The sequence below is a fragment of the Saccharopolyspora phatthalungensis genome (genome assembly GCF_014203395.1).
GTDB classification, from domain to species: domain Bacteria; phylum Actinomycetota; class Actinomycetes; order Mycobacteriales; family Pseudonocardiaceae; genus Saccharopolyspora; species Saccharopolyspora phatthalungensis.
This window is the reverse complement of record NZ_JACHIW010000001.1, coordinates 1,343,068-1,366,729: the sequence shown is the minus strand read 5'-3', so window position 1 is coordinate 1,366,729 and position 23,662 is coordinate 1,343,068. Positions and strand designations below refer to the sequence as shown.

Annotated in this window: 27 protein-coding genes, 1 tRNA gene and 1 pseudogene; 16 read left to right on the top strand and 13 right to left on the bottom strand. The window is 68.9% G+C overall.

Annotated elements, in window-relative coordinates; all coding sequences use genetic code 11:
* Positions 1-181: 181 nt before the first annotated feature.
* A complete protein-coding gene (locus tag BJ970_RS06060; RefSeq protein ID WP_184724842.1) occupies positions 182-1,249 on the top strand; it encodes a replication-relaxation family protein in 1,068 nt (355 codons plus the stop codon).
* A 415-nt stretch (positions 1,250-1,664) separates the two neighbouring features.
* On the top strand, positions 1,665-2,009 hold the full coding sequence (locus BJ970_RS06055; RefSeq protein ID WP_184724839.1) for a hypothetical protein: 345 nt from the start codon (positions 1,665-1,667) through the stop codon (positions 2,007-2,009).
* Positions 2,010-2,736: 727 nt separating this feature from the next.
* Here the strand turns inward: BJ970_RS06055 and BJ970_RS40405 are convergent.
* Positions 2,737-3,306 carry a hypothetical protein gene (locus BJ970_RS40405; protein ID WP_221467055.1) on the bottom strand — a complete coding sequence of 190 codons (570 nt, stop codon included), beginning with the start codon at positions 3,304-3,306 and terminating at the stop codon, positions 2,737-2,739.
* Between BJ970_RS40405 and BJ970_RS40400 the strand changes: the two are divergent.
* Positions 3,262-3,945: pseudogene (locus BJ970_RS40400) on the top strand (recombinase family protein); the annotation flags it as partial. The gene BJ970_RS40405 and the pseudogene BJ970_RS40400 overlap by 45 nt on opposite strands.
* A 635-nt stretch (positions 3,946-4,580) precedes the next feature.
* Here BJ970_RS40400 and BJ970_RS06040 read toward each other — a convergent pair.
* Positions 4,581-4,653 (bottom strand) — tRNA-Arg (locus tag BJ970_RS06040).
* A gap of 361 nt (positions 4,654-5,014) precedes the next feature.
* On the opposite strand from BJ970_RS06040, the gene BJ970_RS39385 reads away from it, so the two are divergent.
* Positions 5,015-6,103: a tetratricopeptide repeat protein gene (locus BJ970_RS39385; protein WP_184724836.1), complete on the top strand. Its 1,089-nt coding sequence runs from the start codon at positions 5,015-5,017 to the stop codon at positions 6,101-6,103.
* A gap of 102 nt (positions 6,104-6,205) precedes the next feature.
* Here the strand turns inward: BJ970_RS39385 and BJ970_RS06030 are convergent, their stop codons facing one another.
* The 6 genes from BJ970_RS06030 to rpmB all read right to left on the bottom strand — a co-directional run bounded on the left by BJ970_RS06030 (position 6,206) and on the right by rpmB (position 9,727).
* Positions 6,206-7,690: a GGDEF domain-containing protein gene (locus tag BJ970_RS06030; RefSeq protein WP_184724833.1), complete on the bottom strand. Its 1,485-nt coding sequence runs from the start codon at positions 7,688-7,690 to the stop codon at positions 6,206-6,208.
* Between the two features lie 86 nt (positions 7,691-7,776).
* Positions 7,777-8,457 (bottom strand): 5,6-dimethylbenzimidazole synthase, encoded by a 681-nt coding sequence (bluB, locus tag BJ970_RS06025; RefSeq protein ID WP_184724830.1) that lies wholly within the window; start codon positions 8,455-8,457, stop codon positions 7,777-7,779.
* A gap of 170 nt (positions 8,458-8,627) precedes the next feature.
* Complete coding sequence (gene rpsR / locus BJ970_RS06020; RefSeq protein WP_184724827.1) at positions 8,628-8,867, bottom strand: 30S ribosomal protein S18; 240 nt, start codon at positions 8,865-8,867, stop codon at positions 8,628-8,630.
* Positions 8,868-8,870: 3 nt separating this feature from the next.
* Positions 8,871-9,176: a 30S ribosomal protein S14 gene (gene rpsN / locus BJ970_RS06015; RefSeq protein WP_184724824.1), complete on the bottom strand. Its 306-nt coding sequence runs from the start codon at positions 9,174-9,176 to the stop codon at positions 8,871-8,873.
* A gap of 147 nt (positions 9,177-9,323) precedes the next feature.
* Positions 9,324-9,491, bottom strand: coding sequence for a 50S ribosomal protein L33 (rpmG, locus tag BJ970_RS06010; protein WP_184724822.1), 168 nt, complete (start codon positions 9,489-9,491; stop codon positions 9,324-9,326).
* A complete protein-coding gene (rpmB, locus tag BJ970_RS06005; protein ID WP_184724819.1) occupies positions 9,491-9,727 on the bottom strand; it encodes a 50S ribosomal protein L28 in 237 nt (78 codons plus the stop codon). Before rpmB ends, rpmG begins: the two co-directional genes overlap by 1 nt.
* A 97-nt stretch (positions 9,728-9,824) precedes the next feature.
* Between rpmB and mrf the strand changes: the two genes are divergently transcribed.
* The 9 genes from mrf to BJ970_RS05960 all read left to right on the top strand — a co-directional run bounded on the left by mrf (position 9,825) and on the right by BJ970_RS05960 (position 18,263).
* Entirely contained in the window at positions 9,825-11,084 is a 1,260-nt protein-coding gene (gene mrf, locus BJ970_RS06000; protein ID WP_184724815.1) for a ribosome hibernation factor-recruiting GTPase MRF, read from the top strand.
* Positions 11,085-11,145: 61 nt separating this feature from the next.
* Positions 11,146-11,397: a type B 50S ribosomal protein L31 gene (locus BJ970_RS05995; protein WP_184724812.1), complete on the top strand. Its 252-nt coding sequence runs from the start codon at positions 11,146-11,148 to the stop codon at positions 11,395-11,397.
* 153 nt (positions 11,398-11,550) lie between these two features.
* The gene (gene rpmF / locus BJ970_RS05990; RefSeq protein WP_132492918.1) at positions 11,551-11,703 is read left to right on the top strand and encodes a 50S ribosomal protein L32; all 153 of its coding nucleotides are present in this window, start codon (positions 11,551-11,553) and stop codon (positions 11,701-11,703) included.
* A 136-nt stretch (positions 11,704-11,839) separates the two neighbouring features.
* The gene (locus BJ970_RS05985; protein ID WP_221467568.1) at positions 11,840-12,535 is read left to right on the top strand and encodes a response regulator transcription factor; all 696 of its coding nucleotides are present in this window, start codon (positions 11,840-11,842) and stop codon (positions 12,533-12,535) included.
* Positions 12,532-13,959 (top strand): HAMP domain-containing sensor histidine kinase, encoded by a 1,428-nt coding sequence (locus tag BJ970_RS05980; protein WP_376774997.1) that lies wholly within the window; start codon positions 12,532-12,534, stop codon positions 13,957-13,959. The genes BJ970_RS05985 and BJ970_RS05980 overlap by 4 nt, the downstream gene beginning before the upstream one ends.
* Positions 13,960-14,123: 164 nt before the next feature.
* Positions 14,124-14,918 carry a DeoR/GlpR family DNA-binding transcription regulator gene (locus BJ970_RS05975; RefSeq protein WP_184724804.1) on the top strand — a complete coding sequence of 265 codons (795 nt, stop codon included), beginning with the start codon at positions 14,124-14,126 and terminating at the stop codon, positions 14,916-14,918.
* The gene (galT, locus tag BJ970_RS05970) at positions 14,915-15,988 is read left to right on the top strand and encodes a galactose-1-phosphate uridylyltransferase (protein ID WP_184724801.1); all 1,074 of its coding nucleotides are present in this window, start codon (positions 14,915-14,917) and stop codon (positions 15,986-15,988) included. The genes BJ970_RS05975 and galT overlap by 4 nt, the downstream gene beginning before the upstream one ends.
* A gap of 82 nt (positions 15,989-16,070) precedes the next feature.
* Positions 16,071-17,435, top strand: coding sequence for a S1C family serine protease (locus tag BJ970_RS05965; protein WP_246470735.1), 1,365 nt, complete (start codon positions 16,071-16,073; stop codon positions 17,433-17,435).
* Positions 17,436-17,762: 327 nt separating this feature from the next.
* Positions 17,763-18,263 carry a MogA/MoaB family molybdenum cofactor biosynthesis protein gene (locus BJ970_RS05960; RefSeq protein WP_184728909.1) on the top strand — a complete coding sequence of 167 codons (501 nt, stop codon included), beginning with the start codon at positions 17,763-17,765 and terminating at the stop codon, positions 18,261-18,263.
* 69 nt (positions 18,264-18,332) lie between these two features.
* On the opposite strand, the gene BJ970_RS05955 is transcribed toward BJ970_RS05960, so the two are convergent.
* Complete coding sequence (locus BJ970_RS05955; protein ID WP_184724798.1) at positions 18,333-18,626, bottom strand: antitoxin; 294 nt, start codon at positions 18,624-18,626, stop codon at positions 18,333-18,335.
* A 147-nt stretch (positions 18,627-18,773) separates the two neighbouring features.
* Between BJ970_RS05955 and BJ970_RS05950 the strand changes: the two genes are divergently transcribed.
* Positions 18,774-18,959, top strand: a complete 186-nt coding sequence (locus BJ970_RS05950) for a hypothetical protein (protein ID WP_184724796.1) — start codon at positions 18,774-18,776, stop codon at positions 18,957-18,959.
* A gap of 57 nt (positions 18,960-19,016) precedes the next feature.
* Here the strand turns inward: BJ970_RS05950 and mscL are convergent, their stop codons facing one another.
* The 4 genes from mscL to BJ970_RS05930 form a co-directional block, all read right to left on the bottom strand.
* Positions 19,017-19,478 carry a large conductance mechanosensitive channel protein MscL gene (gene mscL, locus BJ970_RS05945; protein WP_184724793.1) on the bottom strand — a complete coding sequence of 154 codons (462 nt, stop codon included), beginning with the start codon at positions 19,476-19,478 and terminating at the stop codon, positions 19,017-19,019.
* Between the two features lie 86 nt (positions 19,479-19,564).
* A complete protein-coding gene (locus tag BJ970_RS05940; RefSeq protein ID WP_184724790.1) occupies positions 19,565-20,215 on the bottom strand; it encodes an SAF domain-containing protein in 651 nt (216 codons plus the stop codon).
* A 215-nt stretch (positions 20,216-20,430) separates the two neighbouring features.
* Positions 20,431-20,745: an FmdB family zinc ribbon protein gene (locus BJ970_RS05935; protein ID WP_184724787.1), complete on the bottom strand. Its 315-nt coding sequence runs from the start codon at positions 20,743-20,745 to the stop codon at positions 20,431-20,433.
* 98 nt (positions 20,746-20,843) lie between these two features.
* Complete coding sequence (locus tag BJ970_RS05930) at positions 20,844-21,440, bottom strand: 5-formyltetrahydrofolate cyclo-ligase (protein ID WP_184724784.1); 597 nt, start codon at positions 21,438-21,440, stop codon at positions 20,844-20,846.
* A 37-nt stretch (positions 21,441-21,477) separates the two neighbouring features.
* Between BJ970_RS05930 and BJ970_RS05925 the strand changes: the two genes are divergently transcribed.
* A complete protein-coding gene (locus BJ970_RS05925) occupies positions 21,478-22,380 on the top strand; it encodes a UTP--glucose-1-phosphate uridylyltransferase (RefSeq protein ID WP_184724781.1) in 903 nt (300 codons plus the stop codon).
* A gap of 52 nt (positions 22,381-22,432) precedes the next feature.
* Entirely contained in the window at positions 22,433-23,656 is a 1,224-nt protein-coding gene (gene glp, locus BJ970_RS05920) for a molybdotransferase-like divisome protein Glp (protein WP_184724776.1), read from the top strand.
* The last annotated feature ends 6 nt before the right edge of the window (positions 23,657-23,662 follow it).

Sequence of the window (23,662 nt, the reverse complement as noted above, 5' to 3'; positions counted from 1 at the left end):
TGCCCGCGTGTCCGGAAGCGCTGGCCCAGACGTCGGGGCCGTAGTAGACAAGACCGCTGGTCAGCGGCGATCTGACGGTAGTCGGAAAGTTGGCCGACTGAATACTCATTCGAAGCATTCCCATGCGGGGACGCGCGGGCAGCGCGGACGAGGCGCTCACGGTGGTGAGCCGGATGCCTCGGTGTGGTTTCGGCTAACGGATCGAGATCGTCGCATTCTGGGTTTGCTGGGTGAGCACAAAGTGTTGACCACCGAGCAGATCGCAGCGGCGGAGTTCCAGTCTGTGCGCCGCGCGCAGGATCGGCTGGCGCAACTGCGCGCGCTGGGCGTGGTGTTCGGCTTCCGCGAGTCCTACCGCGATGGCGGCACGAGTCAGACGCGGTTCGCGCTGGGCTATCTCGGCGCGCGGGCGATGGCCGCGCAGCGCGCTGAGAAGCCGCCGACGCGGCCCGCGCATCAGCGTGCGCTGGAGCGGCTGGCGTGGTGGCCCAAGCTCGGCCACCAGCTCGGCGTCAACGGATTCTTCTGTCACCTGGCCGCGCACGCCCGCCGCAGCCAGACCGACGTCGGCGGCACCGGTGATGACAGTGCTGGGTGTGGGTTGGGGCAGTGGTGGTCGGAGCAGCGTTGTACCGAGTTCTTCTGGAACAGCGCGGTGAAACTGCGTCCGGATGGCTACGGCTGCTGGGCGGAGCGTGGTCGCTGGGTGCGGTTCTTCCTCGAATACGACACGGGTACCGAGGCGCTGTCGAAGGTCACGCGCAAGATCAGCGACTACAGCGCGTTCCCGACCCATTCCTTCGGCGTCCTGCTGTTCTCGGTGCACTCGGCGAAGCGGGAAATCGCGCTACGGCAGGCGCTTCGCCGCGCGGCTGGCACCGGGCGCCCGCCGCTGGTGATCGCGACCACCACACGAGATCAGGAGCACCCCGACGGGCCAGCCGGCCCGGTGTGGGCTGTGTGGAGCCAAGGCCACGGGAATGCAGTGGCACGGCGCTATCGGTTGGCCGAGTTGCCCCAGCGAGGCCCGCGCATCGAGCCGCACGCGCCGTGGCTGGGCCAGCCCTACAGCGAGGCCGCCTTTGACCCGCAGGACCAGCAACTCGTGCGCCTGGCTGAAGACCGGCCACCCGCCACCGTGCCCACGCATCAGCCCGCAGCCGATGTGCGAGGAGGTGACGTGGATGACGACGTGATGCTTTACGACGACGAAGACCCCGATGACGAGTACGAGCATCGGATCGCATGAATCCCTTGATTAAACTGGACTTCACGTCGACCGTCCAATGAGGTCTCGCCAGGCGAGACCCCGGACGAAAGCAGCGAGACCGACCGAGACGGCCAGCCTCGGGCCGTGTCTCGGCGGTCTCGCAGCGAGTCTCGCTGTGACGGTAAGAGGTCCAGTCGACCGGTGATCGTCGGCCCCGACGGGTGCCTGAGTGCAGTCGGGGAGTCGAGGCCCACCGGTTGTCAGCCTGATGACGCCCGCCCTGACACGCGCGTGATCGCGCGGCCAGCCGTCCCTATCAAGCCCGCTCGCGGGTACGGAACCTGGTGACACGGCAGGCGACATCCGCTGCGTCGACGGTTGCCCGATGACCACGACCAGCACCCGCGACCCCGGTCCCACCTGAGTGTGGGCGGTCGCGGCCAGGAGGTGCGCGATGTACCCCCACAGCCACACCCCGAACGAACCCGACGACCACACACCCAGCGGAGATGATCACACCGGATCCATCATCCCGGCACCCCGCTCAGCCCCCGACGACAACATCAAGGGCGCGCCGGACATCGACCCTGACCAGCCGATTTGGCGGTATGATCAGAAACGCACGCACGGTGATCATCGCGGCTTCACTGGTCACATTACGCACGTTCGTGGTGCGGAAGGTGAGCGGCTGCGCGGCGAGTTTGCCGACGTGATCGGTGATCTTCTCCGCTGGGCCCAAAGCCAGCAGCAGCCCGAAAGCAGCGACGTGGATGATCCCGAGGAAGGCACGGCAGCGTGATCCACAGCGCGCGCCCCGTCCAGGGGGCCGTCCGCCCCGCCGTTCACCACGCTGTTGGTACCCCGTCCTCCAGCACGGGGTACCAACGGCCCCCTTACGCCAACCATTGCCGCAGCACATACCCGTGATCGACAAAACCGACAGGAGTCAGACTGGTCCCAATAACCAGGTTTTATGCACCGCGGCCCGCTACAAAGGAAAGGGGGAATATAACAATCGAGCCTCTGTGTAAGCCTCGTTCCGTACTGAGCGCCACAACCCGCGCTTTAGAAGAGAGTGAAGGGACAGCCGGCCCACCAGCCCGAACATGCCGCCACCAGCCGGAACGAGACCTCAGAGCCCACGTCGAGGAGACCCGCCGGATCACCTGACCCGGGCGAGATCCCACAGCCCAGAAAATCGCCCGAAAACAGCGACGCAGGGATCGATAAAACGTCGACCGGCAACGGCGATTGGAGGTATCCTAGCCCGCAGAAACGACGCGGCGGACGGGATTTCTCCGGCAGTGTCATCTGGGTGAGAGATGCCGATTCCAAACGACTCCGCGGGGAGTTGTCCGCGGTGATTCGAGGCCTCCTGGAATGGGCGCAGAACGCACAGTTCGGAACATCTGATCATGAGGAGGTGAGGCGTCGTGACCACCGATGACGAACCTGCGGTGAACCCTCCGCCTCCGGCTGTCGTGCGGCGCACCGCCGAGGTCTCCGCCACCATGCCCGTGCGGGCCTCAGGACCGTCGGGCTTGTCGGACTACGCGGTGTCGCCGCAGGGAATGTCCACGGCGGCGCTGCTGCGCGACGAGGTGCGGGTGGCCTTCCTCGGCCGCACGTCCACTGAGGATCAACAGGACCCGCGCCAGTCGCTGCTGCGACAGTTGGGCAACTGCAAGACTCCGATCCCGGAATCGTGGGTCATCGTCGCGCATTTCTACGATGTCGAGTCCGGGCGAATGGAACTCGACCAGCGCGGCCACGGAGAGAACTACGAGCGGTTCGACATCCCCATCGCCCGAGACGGTGGGATCGCCGACCTGCTCGACGAGGCGGCCCACCCTGGACGTCGATTCGATGTAGTGATCTGCGAAAGCATCTCCCGGGTCGCCCGGCGCGCCTATGAAGGACTCTCGGTCGAGCGCGAGTTGGAGAAGGCGGATGTGCCGCTGTTCGCATCGAACGAGCCGATCACGCTCTCCGGCAGTCGCGCCCAGCGGGTCTTGCAGCGGCGGATCAACCAGTCCATCGCCGAGTACGAGGTGATCAACACCCTCGAACAGTCCTGGGGCGGGCTGTGCACCCACGTGCGCGAGGGCTGGAACATCGGCAAGCCGGCCTATGGATACAAGGCCAAGACCTACCGGCACCCCAACCCGACCAAGGCTGATCGAGGCCAGACAAAGACTCGGCTGGAACCCGACGGTGTGCGCGCCGAGACCGTGGCGCAGATCGCGCAGTGGCGCTACCACGAGCAGCTCGGGTACGACACCATCGCCCAACGCCTCAACGCCGATCCCGAGAAGTACCCGCCACCCGAGCCGCCGGGCGGCAAGGCACGGGCGCGGGGTGCGTGGGGCAAGACCAGCGTGTACGAGATCCTGCGCAACCCGAAGTACACGGGCTATCAGGTGTTCAACCGGCGGGCGTCGCGATCCAAGCGGGGCAAGGTCAACGATCCCGTCAAATGGGTGTGGTCACCGAAACCCACGCACGAGCCGTTGATCCCGAAGTGGATGTTCGACGAGATGACCGCCCGCACACAGGCCAAGCGCGGCTCCCGTGCGGGCAATGCCAAGAACGTCCACCCGGAAACCCGGCGCACCTACGTGCTGCGGGGGATGGTGTTCTGCCCCTGCGGGCGGCGCATGTTCGGCAACCACCGGCACAACAGCACCTACTACATGTGCTGGCCCCGCGCCAACAACCGAGGCCGCCCGGACAAGTACGAGGGCCACCCCAAGGCGGTCTACATCCGCGAAGACGCCGTACTCGACGCGGTATCGCGGTTCTTCGCCGACCGGGTCTTCGGCCCACACCGCCGCGAAATCCTGGCCGCCGACCTGGATGGCATCGATGACCGTGCCAGCCGCCAGCGGCAAGCCGAACGGGAACGCCTGCAACGAGTCTTGGCGGATATCGCCCGCCGTCAGGACTCGATCCTGCGGCAAGCCCAGGACGGAGACCCCGACGACCCGTTCACCAAGGGCCTGCGCGGCAGCTACAACGAGCTGGAAGCCCAGAAGAAGGCCGTGCTGGCGAGCGTGGCCGAACTCGACAAAGCCGACGAGGCCGAGCCACGCAGACCCAGCGAGACCGATGTCGCTCTGCTCGACGCGCTGCCGTATCTGGCGCTGAACCTCGCCCACGCCCCCGAGGCGCTGCTCCGACGGCTGTTCGAGATCACCCAGCTCACTGTCAGCCTCCGCGATGACACTGACGAAGCCACCATCACCATCAAACTTCCGGCCGACGAACTACCTGAGATCGCCCACGCGGCAGAAAGGATCATCGAAACAATGCCATCTACACGAGACGTGCCTGTTCAGCAGGCAGCCGCCGCTCGTGTAGATGCTGTACGCGCCCCCGGCAGGATTCGAACCTGCGACACCCGCTTTAGGAGAGCGGTGCTCTATCCCCTGAGCTACGAGGGCTTGGTCTTCGACCTAGTCGGAGGGTACCTGCACGGCTGTTCGGCGCTGACACCCGGTTGGTGTCCCTCGCGTCACATGGGCCCCAGCCGTCCGTCACGTATCGTCAGATGATCGTTACCGTTCGGCGCATTCGGGGTGGGGTATGGGCAACGAGAACAGCGGGCCGGTGTGTGACCTTGTGCGGGCAGGGGCCGGCGGCAGGAGCCCAACGCGCAGCCGGACGCGCCCAGGTCGCGTGGGCAGCTGTTTCCTAAGCCGGTCCACCTCGTCGGCGGGGTGTTGGAGCGGGAGCTCACGGTCTGCTTAGCCGGGTGAGGTTGACGCCGAGTCTTGTTTCGCCGAGTTGTACGGGACTGATCTGGTGGAAGAGAACGATCAGGAGCAGTACCTACCTGAAGACCTCTTGGGCCTGCACTCCAGCGAGGCCGCCCGGGCGCTGGCGGCCGATCGGCGCGATTACGCGCTGCGGCGCCTTGTCGATTGGTATCGGCGGCAGGGGGCTTTCGCCGATCGGGCGGTGATGGAGCCGAGTCGGTTTCGCGTCGTCGATGACGTCCCTGAAGGGGCGAACCCGTTTTCGCGGGAGGAGGCGCTGGAGTGGCTGGAACGCGAGCGGGTCAACCTTCTCGGCATGGTGCGGTTGGCCTCCGAAAGCGGGTGGCACGTCGACGTGATCGCGCTTTGCGATGGTCCTCTGTGGGCGTCGCAGGAGCAGAACGAGCACTACTCCGACACGTTGGTCGCTTTGCAGGCGGCGATCGAGTCGGCGGCGGAGATCGCGGATCCCGTTGCCGAGGCCCGGATGCGGAGCCTGCGCGGCCAGCTGCTGATGGAGTGCGGTGAGCTCGTCGAAGCGCACGAGGAATGCGCGCAGGCGGTCGCTGTCGCCGAGCGGGCCGAGCATCGGCGGGTGCTGGCTTCCGCACTCGAAGTACAGGGCAAGGTGCTGCACGCGCGCGGTGAATTCGCCGAGGCCGTCGGGAATTTCGAGCGGGCCCGGCGGCTTGGCGAGGAGCCGGGTTTGCCGCATGCGATGCGGGAATACTTGATGGGGAAGTCGTTGTCTTGCCTTGGTCGGCACGACGAGGCACTGGAAGCGTTCCGGACGGCCCTGGGCCGGATCGCGGAAATCCCGGGCGACCAGCGGGCTTCGGCGTGGATCGCGGTCGCGGCGGCGCGGGTGCACCAGGCGCTCGGACAGCATGAGCAGGCGATTCCAGCGCTTCGGGAGGCGATTTCGGCGACCCGGGCGCGGCAGGCTCTCGTTGAGCTCGCCGAGGAGTTGGAACTGCTCGCCGACTCGCTTGCCGCGACCGGGCGGCCCGGGGCACGGGACTGCCTTGAGGAGGCGCTGGCGATCTACGAGCAGGTGCAAAGCCCGTCTGCGGAGCGGGTACTCGGCAAACTAGGCACGAGCGAGGGCACGTCCGGCGGTGGTGAGTTGGCGTGATCAGGCGCCGGAATCGCCGCATCGAGCGGGGGCATACGCCTCGCCCGCTCGCTCAACGGCGCCATAGGAGCTGCGGCCGAACCTGCCGACCGAACTGCCGCCTCAACCAGTGGTCGACCGATCCGCGATCGACCGGTTCCCATCGATCTCCACGCGGTTGCGCCCGGCCCGCTTCGCCCGGTACAGCGCGATATCGGCGGCGACGAACAGGTGCTCCAGGTTCGCCGGGCCCGCCGCCACACCGACGCTCACCGTCGGTTCCTTGGTGATTCGCCCCAGCACCAGCCGCCAGTCGTGCTGGTGTACCGCGACGCGGATCCGTTCGGCGACGATCGGGCCGAGGTTGCGGGATTCGTCGGGGGCGTCGAGCACCAGTACCACGAACTCGTCACCGGCCCACCGGCAAATCAGGTCGTCGGCGCGGCATTCGCGGCGCAACAGGTGTGCGATCTCCTGGAGTACCACGTCGCCCGCGGTGTGACCGGCCAGGTCGTTGACGTCCTTGAACCAGTCCACGTCCAGCAGCAACAGCCACGGCACCCGGCCTTGCGCGGCGATGCGTTCCAGCAGCATGGGTGCGCGCCGTTCCAGGCCCAGGCGGTTGGTGAGCCCGGTCAGCGGATCCCGCAGCGCGGCTTCTCGGGCGGCCAATGCCATGCGCTGCGCCTGCACCGCCACCCGGCGCTGCTCCAATGCCTGGCCCAGGCCCTCCTGCAGCACCTCCACCGCCGTGCTGCTCGCGGCGACCGTTCGCCGCAGTGCAGCGGCTTCACCGACCGGATCGGAGAGGGCTTCGCAGATCGCCGCCAGGTTGAGGGAGAACTGCATCATCAGCATGGTGTCGCGGATCGTTTCGGCGCCGTCCAGGGCGCGGCTGGCGAACGTTCGCGCCTCCTCCAGCCGGTGCCGGTCGCGGTACACCACCGCCAGCACCCAGTTCGCCATCGATGTGGTGTACCAGTCGTCGGCCGTTCGGGCCAGCGCCAGTGCCTCCTGGCCGACCCGTTCCGCGGCCTCGGTGTCGCCGACGCCGGCCAGGGCTCGCGCGAAACCGGCCAGCGCCGCGCGTTTCACCTGGCCGGGTTTGGCCAGCGCCTGCGATTCGTCGAACAGGTCGCGGGCCAGCGCGAACTGCTCCGCGCTGGACCTGCCCGGGTGGGTCACGGCGCGGAACACCCGGGCGTTGGCTTCCCGCACCAAGCAGTGCGCCAACGTTCCCGGATCGCCGGAGTCGCGGGCGATTTGCACCGAAAGCGCCATCAGGTTCAGCGCCGGGCTGCGGTGCCCGATCGTCTCCAGCAGGTAGCCCAGCATGCTGATGGTGTGCGCGGACGCCGCGCCTTCGGGGCGGTCCACGTCCAGATCGGTCCAGCCCTCGGCGACCAGTTCCAAGGCGAGCGGGATGCGTCCGAGACGCCACGCCAGCAGTGCCCGGTGCACCAGCACCGTGGAGCGGTTCCACTGATTGTCGACGTCGTTCGCCCCGGCCGAGATCAGCTCGTCGAACGCCACCCCGGCCTCGGCGAAGCGGCCGGAGTCCAGCAGCAACCGCACCTGGCGGTCTTCGGTCGGCAGCTGGCCGGCCATCAGCGGATCATCCTGCTGCACCGCGTCCTCGCAGGAGCACACCTAGTAGTTGAACCGCGTGCCGGGGCGGTTTCGTGGCCTAAAGGTTACCGGGTGCGACCGTGACCGTACTTGTCGTAATGGACGACGTTCTCCAATGGCAGTCGCTCCCGCCAGCCATGTCGTTCCAGGTCGGGAGTGTCTGCCAGGGTTCGCACCGGGCCCACGCACAACCATGCCACCGGGCGAACCCCGGACGGAATGCCCAGCAGGCGGCGCAGGAACTCTTCCCGGTAGAAGCTGACCCAGCCGACACCGAGGCCCTCGGCGGTCGCGGCCAGCCACAGGTTCTGGATGGCCAAGCACACCGAATACAGGCCCGCGTCGGCGATCGCGTGGCGGCCGAGCACCTGGGGCGCGCCGCGGTTCGGGTCGTAGGTCACAGCGATGCACAGCGAGGACTCCACGATGCCCTCGACCTTGATCTTGGCGAAGGTCTCGGCGCGTTCCCCGTCGAGCTGGGCGGCGAACACGCTGCGTTCGGCCAGCACGTGTTCGCGGAAGGCGCGGCGGGTGGCGTCGTCGCGTACCAGGACGAAGTCCCACGGCTGGGACAGGCCGACGCTGGGCGCGCTGTGCGCGGCGGTCAGCACGCGGCGCAGCACCGATTCGGGTAGTTCGCCGCCGGTGAACTCCCGGCGCACGTCGCGGCGGCGGTTGATCACCTCGTAGAGGTCGGCGGCGGGGGCGGAGTCGGTCAACTTGGGTGCTCGTCCGGCGATCGTCATCGCGCCCATCCTGCCGTGCCGGGGCGGGCTGCGAGGCGCGGGGCACCTCGACCCGGTTGTGGACGGCTCCTGGGACCAACCCGGTGCGGGTGCGGTTTTGCCTGGTCGGCGCCGGTGAGGGCGTTGGTGGCTGCCAGCGCCCTCACCAACCGTTCACGTTGGTAAGCCGGTCACTTGCGGCCGTTGCAGGGGTAGGGGAGGAGGGCCATTTCGCGGGCGTTCTTGATCGCCTTTGCGACCTCGCGCTGCTCCTGCGTGGTCAGGCCGGTGACGCGGCGCGACCGGATCTTGCCCCGGTCGGACAGGAACTTGCGCAGCAGCGCCGTGTCCTTCCAGTCCACCTCCACGACGCCTTCGCGTTGCAGCAGGTTGGGTTTGCGGCGGTAGCTGCGCCGATCGGTGTTGGCCATGGCTTACCAACTCGATTTCGTCACACCGGGCAGTTCCCCGGAATGCGCCAGCTCGCGCAGGCGCACCCGGGAGACGCCGAACTTGCGGAAGTAGCCGCGCGGACGCCCGTCGACCGCGTCGCGGTTGCGCACCCGGACTCGGCTTGCGTCGCGCGGCTGGCGCTGCAGCTCGCGCTGCGCGGCAACGCGTTGCTCGGGGCTGCTGCCGGGCGTGACGATGATTTCCTTCAACTCGGCTCGTCGCTGCGCGTAGCGGGCGACGATCTCGCGGCGCTGTTCGTTGCGCGCGATCTTGGACTTCTTGGCCACTCGGCCGTTCCTTTCCATGCTCAGGGCTCGTGCGCGGTCGCTCCAGAACGCCCACTCACGAACGAGGTCATACGCAGGTCGGGGATCCCGCAGTCCAAGCGGCTATCCACGGCACCGCTAAGCAACAGGTGTCTGGAAAACCCCAGATCACCGTTCTTCGCGGAACTCGACGTGCTTGCGGGCCACCGGGTCGTACTTGCGCAGGACCAGGCGGTCCGGGTTATTGCGGCGGTTCTTGGTGGTCACGTAGGTGAAGCCGGTGCCGGCCGTGGACCGCAGCTTGATCACCGGGCGGACGTCGGTGCTCTTGGCCATCAGATGCGCTCCCCTCGCGCTCGCATCTCGGCCACCACGGCGTCGATGCCCCGCTTCTCGATCGTCTTCATCCCCTTCGTCGACACGCGCAGCCGGATCCAGCGGCCTTCGGATGGCAGCCAGTAGCGACGCCGTTGCACGTTGGGCAACCAGCGGCGGCGGGTGCGGTGGTTCGAGTGGGAGACCTGGTTGCCGTAGCCGGGTTTCTTCCCGGTCACCTGGCAGCGGATGGACATGACCTACCTCTCGATAATGATATCCATTTTCATTTTGATGCCGTCGAGAGTAGCGTGTCGTCGCGTCAGATGAAAACCGTTGTCGATTGAGGTGGGGATGGGAACCGAGTCGTCCGCGAACCGGCGGATTCCGCTGATCATGGTGGCCGGGATCCGCGCGGAGCAGGTCGCGGCGGCCGCCGAAACGGCGCGGCGGGAAGACCCGGTGGGCACCGCGCTGGTGCACCACGACTTGCGCGAGGTCACCCAGGGCGTCGTCCGGCGGCTAGTCCGCCACGGCGAGGCCGAAAGCACCGAGGTCCTTGAGCTCGCACATGGTTGCGTCTCCTGCACGCTGCGCGGGGACATGCTGCCGTTGCTGCGCCGGTTGTCCGCCGCACCCGATGTGCGGCGGATCGTCGTGCAGCTCGACCCGGCGCTGGAACCGGAGACCATCTGCTGGGCGTTACAGCACGTCCTGGTGGACGGCCGTCCGCTGGTCGACGACATCGAGGTTCGGGCCGTGGTCACCACGGTCGATCTGGCGACCTGGTTGGCCGATGCGACCGGCGATGAGGAACTCGTCGAACGAGGGCTCGGCGGCAGCGCGGACGATGAGCGCACCGTCGCGCAGGTCGTGGTGGGGCAGGTCGAGTTCGCCGATGCGATCGTGCTCGCTGGTCACGCCGACGATCGCTGGAACCGGGTGCGCACCGAGGCCGTGATCGCCCGGCTGACGCCCACCGCGCCCAGCGTGCACCTCGACGAACTGGACTTTGCCGGGATGCTGGCCAGGGTGCCGGCGGGCGCGCGACGCGGCGCGGTCGACGGGCCGCAGGGTCAGCTGCTGCGCGGACAGCCGTCGCTGGACACCGATGCCGGGGTGTCGATGGTGCTGTTCGAGGAGCGCCGCCCGTTCCACCCGCAACGGCTGCACGAGGCGGTCGACGTGCTGCTGGACGGCGTGGTGCGCACTCGCGGGCGGGTCTGGGTCGCCAGCCAGCCGGACGTCGCGCTGTGGCTGGAGTCCGCCGGCGGCGGACTCGGCGTCGGGCACGCCGGGCCGTGGCTGACCGCGATGGAGCGGGACCTGTGGGCCGAGGTCTCGCCGGAACGACAGGTCAGGGCCTCGCTGATCTGGGACGACTACTACGGCGACCGGATGCAGGAGCTCGTCGTGATCGCCCACGAGGCAGATCCGCAGGACATCGTCCGCGCCCTGCGTCAAGCCCTGCTCACCGACGACGAGCTCGCTGCGGGCGAACGCGCGTGGGCGAGCTACGAGGACCCGTTCGGCGAATGGCACGCCGACCCGTGCGGTGACGACCCGGCGGAGCGCACCGCCGACGCCACCGGAGAAAGCGGCAACCGGTCGTGAGGGCGAACGCCGCCGCCAGTCGGCGTTCGCGCTTTCGGCCCCCCACATCGAAGGAGATCCCTTGAAGCCCGGAATCCATCCCGAGTACCGGCCGGTCGTGTTCCAGGACCGAACCACCGGAGACCGCTTTCTGACCCGCTCCACCGCGACCTCCGACGCGCGGACGGAGTGGTCGGACGGCAACTCATACCCGCTGATCGTGATCGATGTGACCGCGTACTCGCACCCGTTCTGGACCGGCAACCAGCGGGTGCTCGACACCCAGGGGCGGGTCGAGAAGTTCCGCCGCCGCTACGGCAACCGCACCCGCTGAGCAGCAGGCCGTGAGTGCTTCGGGGCGCTGCTGAATCCCGAAGCACTCACGATTTCTAGATCCCGAAGCACTCACGATTTCTAGCGCCGGTGGCAAGGGCGGCAGGGCGGCCAAGGCCACGCACTACCTCGACGCAACCACGAAAGGACCGACATGGCCGTTCCGAAGCGGAAGATGTCCCGCAGCAACACTCGGCACCGCCGATCGCAGTGGAAGGCGACGGCACCGGATCTGGTGCCGATCGTCGTCGACGGCGAGCGCAAGCTGGTGCCGCGCGCGCTCATCCGGCACTTCCAGCAGCGGTGACAGCTCCGGCGCGCGTGGTCACTCAGGGTGATGGCGCGCGCCGGGATCATGCCTAAGCGGAGACCCACGTCACGCGGTCCCGCGACGCACGGCAGGTTCTCAGCTGCTTCTCAGGGCCAGGAGTAAAACTGTGCCCATGCGCATCCTCGTCGTCGACGACGATCGTGCCGTGCGGGAATCCCTGCGAAGGTCGTTGCAGTTCAACGGGTACCAGGTCGAGCTCGCCGCGGACGGTCAACAGGCATTGGACTTCCTGGCCGGCAACCGTCCGGACGCCATGGTGCTCGACGTGATGATGCCCCGCCTGGACGGCCTGGAGGTCGCACGCCGCCTCCGCAGCACCGGCGACGACCTGCCGATCCTGGTGCTCACCGCGCGCGACGCGGTGTCCGACCGGGTCGCCGGGCTCGACGCGGGCGCCGACGATTACCTGCCCAAGCCGTTCGCGCTCGAAGAGCTGCTCGCCCGGCTGCGCGCGCTGCTGCGCCGCGCCAGCCCGCCGGATCTCGGCCAGGACGCGCAGCCGGCCGCGCTGCGCTTCGCCGACCTGGAACTGGACCCCGGCACCCGCGAGGTCCGCCGCGGCGAGCGCCCGATCAGCCTGACCCGCACCGAGTTCGCCCTGCTGGAGCTGCTGATGGCGCACCCGAAGCAGGTGTTGACCCGCAGCCGACTGCTGGAGGACGTGTGGGGTTATGACTTCCCGACCTCGGGCAACGCCCTGGAGGTTTACATCGGATACCTGCGCCGCAAGACCGAAGCCGAGGGTGAGCCCCGGTTGATCCACACCGTCCGCGGCGTCGGCTACGTGCTTCGTGAGACGCCGCCGTGACGATCCCCGCACCACCCCCGCCGGACCTTGACAAGCAGACGAGCCCCAAGGGTCGGTTGCAGCGCGTGTCGCTGCGCAACCGGGTCACCTGGCTGGCCGCGATCTGCGTGGCGGGCGCGGTCGCGTTGGTGTCTGTCGCGGCGTTCGTCACCGTGCGCGACAGCCTCTACCAGCAAATTGACGACAACCTGACCGAGCGCGCGGTGGAAGCGGCCGAGGGCCCGCTGGTGCGCACCTCGGACCTGCAGCAGGTGCCGGTGGCGTTTTTCGTCGCGGCGAACTTCAAGATCAGCGTGCTGTCCGCGGACGGCCTCGTGGTCGGTCCGGCCGATCGGCCGCCGATGAGTCTCGCGGAACTGGCGGTCGCCAAGGGCGAGACCCGCGACTCGCTGCGCACCGATCAGCGCACCAACAGCCGTGTGGTCGCGGTGCCGACCGGGCAGAACGCCGCGCTGGTGATGTCCACGTCGCTGCAACAGACGCAGCGCACGCTCGCGCAGCTGAGCGTTGTGCTGGTGGTGATGGGCGGCGCCGGGATCCTGCTCGCCGCAGCGGCGGGGACAGCGGTCGCGCGCGCCGGGTTGCGGCCGGTGCAGCGGCTGACCGCGGCGACCGAGCGCGTCGCGCTCACCGGCGACCTGCGGCCGATCCCGGTGGGCGGCGACGACGAACTCGCGCGCCTGACCGCGAGCTTCAACGGAATGCTCAGCGCCCTGGCCGAATCGCAGGAACGGCAGCGGCGGCTGGTCGCCGACGCCGGACACGAGCTGCGCACCCCGCTCACCTCGTTGCGCACCAACCTGGAACTGCTGATGGCCTCGGCCCGGCCGAACGCACCGGAACTCTCCGAGCAGGACCGCGCGGAGATGTTCGCCGACGTCCAGGCCCAGGTGACCGAGCTGTCCGCGCTGGTCGGCGACCTCGTCGAGCTGGCCAGGGAGGACACCCCGCAAGCGGTGCACGAACCGGTGGACCTCATCGACGTCGTGGAGCGGGCGCTGAGCCGGGCAAGGCGCCGGGCGCCGCGCATCGAGTTCGACGTCCGCCTTGAGCCGTGGGTGATGATGGGCGACGCCACCGCCCTGGAACGGGCGGTGCTCAACCTGCTGGACAACGCCGCCAAGTGGAGTCCGGACGGCGGTCGGGTGCGGGTCGAGCTGCATCCGGAGGACGCCGACCACACCGTGCTGGAGGTCGCCGACGGCGGGCCCGGCATCGCCGCCGCGGACCGGCCGTACGTCTTCGAGCGCTTCTACCGCTCCTCCGACGCGCGGACCCTGCCGGGCTCCGGGCTCGGCCTGTCGATCGTCAAGCAGGTCGCCGAGCGGCACGGCGGAACGGTCTGGGCCGGTGAGGCGCCCGAGGGCGGTGCGTTGCTGCGCATGTCGCTGCCCGGCCGAGCGCAGGACATCGAACAGCAATGAACAGCAAGTCCCAACGTCACGGTAGAGAGCCGCGCACGCCGTGGTCATTTGTTCGGGTAGTGTTGGTTCTTGTTTGCTTGGTGGCCGTGCATGATCGTTTGCGGAGGAGCGGGAATCTCGCTCACGAGCCGAACACGCCGCGCGGTTTGAGGGGACGGGGTGCAGTGCTCGCGAAGCAACGCCAGGAAGTGATCCTCGACGAAGTGCGGCGCACCGGCGCGGTCCAGGTCGGCGACCTGGTGCTGCGGCTTGGCGTGTCCGACATGACGATCCGCCGCGACCTCGACGCGCTGGCCCGGCGCGGCCTGGTGGAAAAGGTCTACGGCGGGGCCACTTCGATGATCGGCCGCAGCACCGACGAGCCGGGCTTCGAGGCCAAATCGGTACGCCAGCTCGCCGAGAAGGAAGCGATCGCGCGGCTGGCCGCCGAGCAGGTCCGGCCGGGCACCGCGATCGGCCTGTCCGCCGGAACCACCACCTGGACCCTCGCGCGGCACCTCGACGACGTCAACGATCTGACGGTGGTGACCAACTCGGTGCGGGTAGCCGACGCCCTGCAACAGCGCGGCCGAACCGACCGCACCGTGGTGCTCACCGGCGGGGTGCGCACGCCCTCGGATGCGTTGGTCGGGCCCGTCGCCGTGCAGTCGCTGCGCTCGCTGCACCTGGATCTGGTGTTCCTCGGGGTGCACGGGATGGCGCCGCGAGCGGGCTTCACCACCCCGAATCTCAGCGAGAGCGAGACCAACCGGGCGCTGGCCGAAGCGGCCGGCCGGTTGGTCGTGGTCGCCGACAGCTCCAAGTGGTCGACGGTCGGGATCTCCACGATCGTCGACTTCGCCGAGGTCGATCTGCTGATCAGCGACGAGGGCCTGCCGACCGACGCGCGCCAAGTGCTGGCCGAGCACGTCGAGCTGCTGCTGGCCGATCAGCAGCATGCGGAAGAGGAGGAGCAGTGAAGCGGACGGCGCGACGCCTGGCCGATGGCCGCGAGATCATCTACTTCGACGCCGATCCGGCGCGGGTCCGGGAGGCCGCGGACACCCGGGACCTGCCCCCGCAGGCCCCGGCGTCGGAAATGCGGCGGGACCCGCTGACCGGGGAATGGGTGGCGATCGCCGCGCACCGGCAGTCGCGGACCTACAAGCCGCCGGCCGAACTCTGCCCGCTGTGCCCGAGCAGCCCCGGGCGGCCCACCGAGATCCCGGAATCGGACTACGACGTCGTCGTGTTCGAGAACCAGTTCCCGTCGTTCGCACAAGGAATCCCCGGCGGCGAGTCCACTGTGGAGGGCATGCCGATGGTGCCGTCCGCGCCCGCGCGGGGCCGCTGCGAGGTGGTGTGCTTCACCTCCGACCACGACTCCTCGTTCGGCAAGCTCAGCCCCGCCCAGGTGCGCACCGTGGTGGACGTCTGGGCCGACCGGACCGCCGCGCTCGCTGAAACACCCGGTGTGGAGCAGGTTTTCTGCTTCGAGAACCGCGGTGAGGAGATCGGCGTCACGCTGCACCACCCGCACGGCCAGATCTACGGCTACCCGTTCATCACGCCGAAGACCGAGAAGATGTTGCAGGTAGCCGAGAAGTACCTGGCGCAGCACGGTCGGCACGTGCAGGGCGACGTGCTCAATGCCGAGCGCGCCGCCGGGGACCGGGTGATCGTGGAGTCCGATCACTGGACCGCCTTCGTGCCCGCCGCCGCGCGCTGGCCGGTCGAGGTGCACCTGGTGCCGCACCGCCAGGTGCCGGACATCGTGGCGCTCACCGACGCCGAACGCGATGACTTCGCGGTGACGTACCTGGACGTTCTGCGCCGCCTCGACGGCCTCTACGACCGCCCGCTGCCCTACATCGCGGCCTGGCACCAGGCTCCGGTGCGCGCCGACCGGGAGCTTTCCTGGCTGCACCTGGAGGTCTTCTCGGTGCTGCGCTCGGCGGACAAGCTGAAGTACCTTGCCGGCTCGGAGTCCGGCATGGCGGTGTGGATCAACGACGTCACGCCGGAGCAGATCGCCGCGAGGTTGCGGTGATCCTCGCCACTTGGCGGCGTTATCAGGCTGCTCCACAGTCTGGTCTCAGGCACTTCTCAGCCGACTGGCGCAGAGTGGAGTCATGACCGATCACACCCCGGGCTCCTACGGCGAACGGCCGGACGAACCGAAGCCGCAGGCGGACGGGCCTGCCGCGGGCGCCGGCGACATGCCACCAGCCGGGGTGCCGCAGCAACAGCCGGACCAGCAGCAGCATTACGAGCAGTCGGCTTATCAGCAGCCGACCTATCAGCAGTCGGCCCACCAGCAGGCCTTCCAGTCACAACCACCGCATTCGACCCAGCAGTTTCAGTCGCAATCCTGGCCCTCGGGCGGCGGCTACACGGCGATGGCCCCGATGCAGCAGCATCGGAACCGGCACACCGGGCTGATCGCCGGGGCGGCGGTGCTCGCTCTGGCGGCGGGACTCCTCGGCGGCGGCGTCGGCGGGTACGTCGGATACCAGCTCGGCGGCGACAAGGGTGCCGTGACTTCCCTGGAACAACCGCGCCCCGCGCGCAGCGCGAGCACCGCGCCGCAGGGCTCGGTGCAGCAGGTTGCCGAGAAGGTGCTGCCCAGCGTCGTGCAACTGCAGGTGGTGACCGGGCGCGGCGCCGGTGAGGGTTCCGGAATCATCCTCAGCAGCGACGGCTACATCCTCACCAACAACCACGTTGTCGACGGTGGCGGCCAAGGTCGTGGTCAGGTCACCGCGCAGTTCCAGGACAACCGCTCGGCGCCGGTGCGGATCGTCGGCACCGACCCGAAGTCCGACCTCGCGGTGGTCAAGGCCGATGTCACCGGGCTCACCCCGGCCGACCTAGGCCGCAGCGACGACCTGCCGGTCGGCGCCGCGGTGGTGGCAATCGGTTCGCCGTTCGGCCTCTCCGGCACCGTGACCAGCGGCATCATCAGCGCCAAGGACCGGCCGGTGCGGGCCGGCGGCGAGTCAGGCAGCCAGGAATCCGTGCTCGACGCGTTGCAGACCGACGCCGCGATCAACCCCGGGAACTCCGGCGGGCCGCTGGTGGACATGGACGGCAACGTGGTGGGCATCAACTCCGCGATCTACAGCCCCGGCTCGGGTCAGGAGCAAGCCGGCTCGGTCGGGCTCGGCTTCGCGATCCCGGTCGACCAGGCCCGGCGCATCGCCACCGAGTTGAAAGACACCGGTTCGGCCACCCAGACGACCCTGGGCGTCACGATCGGCAACGCGCAGCAGGCGGGGGCGCAGGTCCGCGATGTGGTGCCCGGTGGACCCGCCGAACAGGCCGGGATCCGCTCCGGCGATGTGATCACCAAAATGGACGATCGATCGATCATGGACGCCGATGCCCTGGTAGCTGCGGTCCGCTCGCACGCCCCCGGGGATCGGGTGCGGATCACCATCACCGGGTCCGGCGGGGATCGCACCGCTGATGCCACCCTGACCGGTCAGAAGGGGTGAGGTGAACGCGCGGCCGGGCCGTCCGGCCGCGTACCGCGTCGACCGTGCCGGGCCGCCCTGCCCCCTCCGCGCTGCCCGGCGCGGTCGTCGGCCCCCGGCATGCGCGAGAGCCGGGGGCCGTGTGTCCGTACCGATGTGGCAACACCGATGTGGCAGCTGAGATTTCCGCTGATAGACCAGTGCGCGATGAGACCGCACACCACCATCACTGGGAGGAACATGTCCGACAAACGAGGCACTGTGGTGCCACATCGGGCTCGTCGGCTGGTCGATCTCACCGGCTCACCGGACCTGACCCGGACGCTCCTTGGCACTACGGTTACCGGCATGGAACGCAGCGCGCAGCGGTTGGGGCGGGCCCTCGTGGTCGTGGTGGACGACCGGGTCGCCCAGGGCGAGCAGGAAGACAACATCGGTCCGCTGGTGACCGAGTTGTTGGAGGAGGCCGGTTTCATCGTCGACGGGACCGTCGCGGTGGCCGGGGAAACAGTGGACATCCGCAACGCGCTGAACACCGCAGTGATCGGCGGGGTGGACGTGGTGATCACCGTCGGCGGCACCGGGGTGTCGCCGCGGGACGTCACGCCGGATGCGACGGCAGGAGTGCTGGACCGCCCGGTCCCGGGCATCGCGGAAGCGCTTCGGGCCTCGGGCCTGGCGGCGGGCGCCGTCGAGGCGGGTGTGTCGCGCGGTCTGGTCGGGGTCTCCGGCAGCACGCTGGTGGTGAATCTGGCGGGTTCCCGAGCCTCGGTCCGGGACGGCATGGCCACCCTGACGCCGCTGGTGGCCCACGTGATCGAACAACTGTCCGGGCTGGAACCGGCCTGACCCCACCTGAACGGTGGCGGCTCCCGCGGGGAGCCGCCACCGCGTTGTTTCCCGTGCTTTGGGTTGGTGTCAGGGGGTTTTCGGGCCGGTGCCGGGTTCGGTGGGACCGCCCTTGTCCTCGGGGCCCTTGTCCTCCGGGCCCTTCGGTGGCTGGCCGTCGTGGTGGTCGCGCTTGATCATGCCCTCGACCTTGTGGCTGACCGTCTCGATCTTGTCGTGGTACTTGCCGCCGGTGGCCTTGTCCAGGCTCGACTTTGCGGCGTCGAGTCCCTTCGCCGCGCTCGGGCCCGCCTTCTCGGCGAGTTCTTCGGCCTTGCCCTTGGCCTGATTTGCCAGTTCCTTGGCCCTATCCAGGAAACTCATCTCTTGCCTCCCGTGGCATCGACGCCCGGTGAGCCACGCTCGGCGCCGCCCCCGCGGCATTTCCCTGCAACAGCCTTCACTGTATCTGACATCACACGGATGGTCGGCGGTGCTTTGGTCCGCTCGCGGCGGGGGGACCATGGCGGTGTGACCGAGAACGACCCCGGTAAGACCTCCGAACGCGCCGAGCGGGAGCGGCGACGCAAGCTCGCCGAAATCTTCGGCGACGTCCTGCCGGAAGCCACTTCCGACGACCGTGCGGACCGAACCACCGGCGGCGACGACGAACGCTGGTACCGGGAGAACCGGCCACCGCATCACGACGCGCGCTGAGGTTCGGCCCCTTGCGGGGGCGCACCCGCTCAACACGGGTGCGTCGCTGCGGCGCGGTTACTTCTGCTGGCCGTTGCCCGAGACGCTCGCCTTCTCGTCCTCGGCAGCCAGTCCCTTGACTGCCGGGAGGCCCTGCTCGCGGCGCAGCAGGTCGCGGATCTCCAGCAGCAGTTCGACATCGGTCGGCTCGGACTGGCCTTCCTCGTCGCCCTTCTTACGACGCTCCGAGATCTTCTTCATCGGCACCACGAACAGGAAGTAGACGACCGCCGCCGTGATGAAGAACGTGATCACGGAGTTGATCACCGCGGCGAAGTCGATGATCGAGGCAATGTTGCCTGCGCGTAGCTGGATGCTCAGGCCGGTGACGTTGCCACCTCCGGTGGCGGCGATGATCGGCTTGATGATGCTCGTGGTGAACGCCGTGACCAACGCGGTGAACGCGCTACCGACGACCACCGCGACGGCCAGGTCGATCACGTTGCCGCGCATCAGGAAGTCCTTGAAGCCCTTGAGCACGCTGGAAGCTCCTCTCCAAACATGGTGATCCGGACGAAACCCGGACGGTGATGCACCGAATCGATGGGGACCGGCGCGACGCGTACTCAGCGGAGCGTAATGGTCACCGGCTGGGCCACGGATGCCGCGGCCACCGCCGCCGCGGGCCCTTCGGGGAGCCCGACGAAAATGAGTCTGCCCTGGTCGCGACTGCCGTGCGCGGGCTGGACCGCGACCACCGGGACGTCCTCGGCGAGCACCGAAGCATGACCCGATCGAGTGATCGTTGTGACGATGTCCACGCGTCTGCCGGGGACCAGGAAATCGGCCACCTCGGGGTCGGCGAGCCGGACCGGTGCGGATGCCGTGCCGGCGCGGCCCGAGGCCACCACCGGGCCGTTGAACCGGACGTCGGTCAACGGTTCGCCACTGCGCGAGGCAGCGCCGAGCACCCGGCCCTCGGCCGCTGCGATGTCGCGCAACGCGCCGTCCGGCACGAGGTCCGCGGGCAGCTCACGGCGCGCCAGGTCCGCCTTCGACAGGACCCGGCCGGGCGGGAGGTCGCGGGCGGCGACCAAGACGGCGACGCGCTTATCCGGTGGCCCGTGGCGTGGCTGCAAAGCGAGTCCAGCGGCGAGCAGCAGCAGCGCGGCGGCGGTCAGCCTTCGCAGCACGTGCAGGCGAAAACCCCGCTTGGCAAGGAAAAGCGCGCTGATGCGGTCGCGCGCCGTCGAGTCGAGACGATCTTTCGGTGCCATGATCCACTCCCCGGTCGCAGCAGTCGACGACCTCCGAAACTAGGGAGCTTCCGGCGGGAAGGGGAGGGGGCGGCGGAAATCTGTGGATAGACCGGTCAACTGTGGACAACTCGGCTCACTCGGATGGTCTGCCATGGCCGGAGGAGATTACTCGCCGCGCACACTAAACCGCCGACCGCGGCAGTCGCGGCCGGGGCGTTGTCCGGTTCGCCAGATCAGGAAGCGGCGGCCGTGGCGGTCGAGGAACTGCTGCTCGAAGACGACGAGCTCGACTCGGACGACGAACTGCCGTTGCCGTTGCTGCTCGATGAAGAGGACGTGTTGCCGCTGGTCGAGCTGGAGGACGAGTTCGACGACCGGTTGTCGGTGCGGTAGAAGCCGCTGCCCTTGAACACGATGCCCACGGCGTTGAACAACTTGCGGAGCCGGCCGGTGCACTGCGGGCAATCGGTGAGCGAGTCCTCACTGAACGACTGCACCGCCTCGAACCGGTGATCACATTCGGTGCAGGCGTACTGGTATGTGGGCACGGCCGTGAACCTCCGACATCTAGTCTTGGCACTCTAACAGCAGGAGTGCTAAATCCGATAATGCGTCACACCGGGTGCCCAGTGCAAACACTCTTATGTCACACCGGTAGCGCCACGACCCCGCGCCGTGGTGTCAGCACACCGGTCATCCGCACGTCGTGCGCCTCCCCGGGCAGCTCGACGACGAACTCGCCGTCACGGACGATGCCGATCCGCGGCGCGCTCGGCGCGGCCATCGGCAGCGATCTGTCGTAATACCCGGCCCCGCGCCCCAGGCGAACCCCCTGGTGGTCCACGGCCAGCGCGGGCACCAGCACCGCGTCGGCCGCGCCGATGGTGGTCGGTCCCAGCCGATCACCGGCGGGTTCCAGCAGACCGAACCCGGCGGAGCGCAGCGAGCCCGGTCCGGTGTAGTCCGCCCACTCCAGCGGCCTGCCCCGGACCACGATCGGCAGCAGCACCCGCAGCCCCGCGTCGCGCAGCGCGTCGAGTAAGCCCGGCGAGCCCGGCTCGCCGCCCACCGGGACGTACGCCGCCACCGTCCGCACCGGGCGGCCGTCGAGCCAGCGCAACAGCGCCTGCTGCAGCGCCTCGTCCTCGGTTGCCCGGGTGTCCTCGTCAACCGCCCGGCGCTGCTCCAGCAACATGCGACGCCACTCGGATTTGGTCGTACTCGATTCGTCCAGTGAGCTCACAGCTCCACTTTAGGGATTCCCGATAGGCTCCCTGGCCATGAGCAGCCCGACGAGCACGCCCACAGCGTTCCGGACCGCCATCGTCCCCGCCGCCGGCCTGGGAACCCGGTTCCTGCCGACCACGAAGGCGGTGCCCAAGGAGTTGCTACCGGTCGTCGACACCCCCGGGATCGAACTGGTGGCCGCCGAAGCGGCCGAAGCGGGTGCGCAGCGCCTGGTCATCGTGACCTCGCCGGACAAGCAGGCGGTGACCGAGTACTTCCGGCCGCAACCCGAGCTCGAACAGACTCTCAAGGCCCGCGGCAAGGACGAATTGCTCGATAAGGTCCGCCGCGGACCCGCGCTGATCGCCGCGGAGGCCGCCCTGCAGGAACAGGCCCTCGGGCTGGGCCACGCCGTGAGTTGTGCGGAACCGAATCTGACCGATGCCGACGACGCGGTCGCGGTGCTGCTGCCCGACGACCTGGTGCTGCCGCGCGGCGTGCTCAAGCGGATGGGCGAGGTGCGCGCCCGCTACGGCGGCAGCGTGCTGTGCGCGTTCGACGTGCCGCGCGAGCAGATTTCCGCCTACGGCAGCTTCGACGTCACCGACACCGACGCCGACGATGTCAAGCGGGTCCGTGGCATGGTCGAGAAGCCCGCACCCGACCAGGCCCCGTCCACCCTGGCCGCGGTCGGCCGCTATCTGCTGGATCGGGCGGTCTTCGACGCGCTCAGGCGCATCGAGCCCGGTGCCGGAGGTGAACTTCAGCTCACCGATGCCGTAGCGTTGCTGATCTCCGAAGAACACCCGGTGCACGTCGTGGTCCATCACGGTGGGCGACACGACTTGGGAAATCCTGGCGGTTTCCTCAAAGCTGCGGTGGACTTCGCGCTGGAGGATCCCGAGTACGGGCCGGACCTGCGGGACTGGCTCGTCGAGCGGATGAGCAGAAGCTAGGGCCGCGTCATGCCAGGCCACGGCTAGGGCACGCGGGAAGAGGTCGACAGCCATGAGGTCAGTGGACGAGCAGCTCGCGCGCGTACTGGCGGCCGCCGTCCGGCCCGCGCCGGTCCGGGTGGCGATCTCCGAGGCGCAGGGCCTGTTGTGTGCCGAAGAGGTGGTCGCCGAGCAGGCGCTGCCCGGATTCGATCAGGCCGCAGTGGACGGTTACGCGGTGCGCAGCGTCGACGTGCAGACGGCTGCCGACGAGTCGACCGTGCTGCCGGTAGTCGGAGAGATCCCCGTCGGTTCGCGGCAGCCGCGCCGGTTGCAGCCGGGTCAGGCGGTGCGGGTCGCCACCGGTGCGCCGCTGCCGACGCTCGCCGATGCGGTGGTGCCGCTTGAATACACCGACGAGCATCCCGCCAAGGTCACCGTGCGGCGACCGGTGCCGTCGGCGGCGTTCGTCCGTCGCACCGGCGAGGACGTGCAGACCGGCGACGTCGCGGTGCGTCGCGGGTCACCGATCGGCGCGGCTCAGGTCGGATTGCTGGCGGCGGTGGGCCGCAACAAGGTGCTCGTGCACCCGCGGCCGCGGGTGTCGGTGATCTCGGTGGGCGACGAACTGGTGGACGTCGACCGCACGCCCGGGCAGGGCCAGGTCTACGACGTCAACTCCTACGCGCTGGCCGCCGCCGCGCGGGACGCCGGGGCCGAGGTCGCCCGCGTTGGCATCGCCAACAGCGACCCGCGACGGCTGCACGAGATCGTCGAAGGGCGGCTGCTGCTATCCGAGATCGTGGTGATCGCGGGTGGCGCCGGCGGTGCGGCGGGCAACGAGGTCCGCGCGTCCCTGGCCGACCTGGGTGAGCTCGACGTGACCCGGGTGGCCATGCAGCCCGGCTCGGTGCAGGGATTCGGGCGGCTCGGCCCGGACGAGATCCCCACCTTCGTGCTGCCCGGCAACCCGGTGAGCGCGCTGGTGGTCTTCGAGGTGCTGGTCCGGCCGCTGGTCCGCGCCGCGCTGGGCAAGCTCAACCCGCACCGGCGCAGCGTGTCGGCCGAACTGCTCTCGCCGATCACCTCCACCCAAGGACGCCGCGGTTTCCACCGTGGCCAGTTACTGCGCGACCCGAAGAACGGCTCGTACCTGGTGCAACCGCTGGGCACCTCGGGATCGCACCTGCTCGCGTCGCTGGCCGAGGCGAACTGCCTGGTCGTCCTCGACGAGGACACCACCGAGGTTGGCGCGGGAGAGCAAGTGCAGGTCCGGTTCCTCTCGCAGCGCGCCTGAGCCGCC